A 417-nucleotide genomic window follows, 5' to 3' on the forward strand; every position below is an offset into this window, starting at 1 on the left:
GGGTCGTCGGCGAGGCCAAGTGGGTCGAAGGCGCCGCCTGGGTAGATGATATCGAGGCCCTCGCCGAGGGGCCCGCCACCAACACGGTAGCCCTCGATGAAGCCCATGAGCACCACCTGCACCGCCCAGATGGCGAGGATGCTCTGCGCGTGCACCAGGTTGGGGTTGCCCAGGTAGTCGAGGCCGCCCTCGGAGAAGATCTGGGCGCCGGCCTTGAACCACACGGCCTCGCCGAACTTGACGCCGTTGCGGGCGAGCAGCTCGGGGACGACGCAGCCGAGAGCGCCCAACATGGCCCACCGGCAGTGGATCACCTCCAGCTCCCGGTTCTTGGCGAAGGTCTCGGGGTCGGCCGACAGCCCCGCGGTGTACCACCCGTAGTCGCCGGGGAACTCACCGGTGAGGTAGCTCGGGGGG

The 417-nt window shown here is 69.3% G+C and carries 1 protein-coding gene; it reads right to left on the reverse strand.

Annotated elements, in window-relative coordinates; translation table 11 throughout:
- Positions 1-417: chlorophyll a/b-binding protein (locus tag QWY29_RS19780; protein ID WP_300962952.1), on the reverse strand; the 417-nt coding region annotated here is incomplete at both ends.

The sequence above is a fragment of the Nocardioides abyssi genome (assembly GCF_030412915.1).
In the GTDB taxonomy this organism is placed as follows: Bacteria; Actinomycetota; Actinomycetes; order Propionibacteriales; family Nocardioidaceae; genus Nocardioides; species Nocardioides abyssi.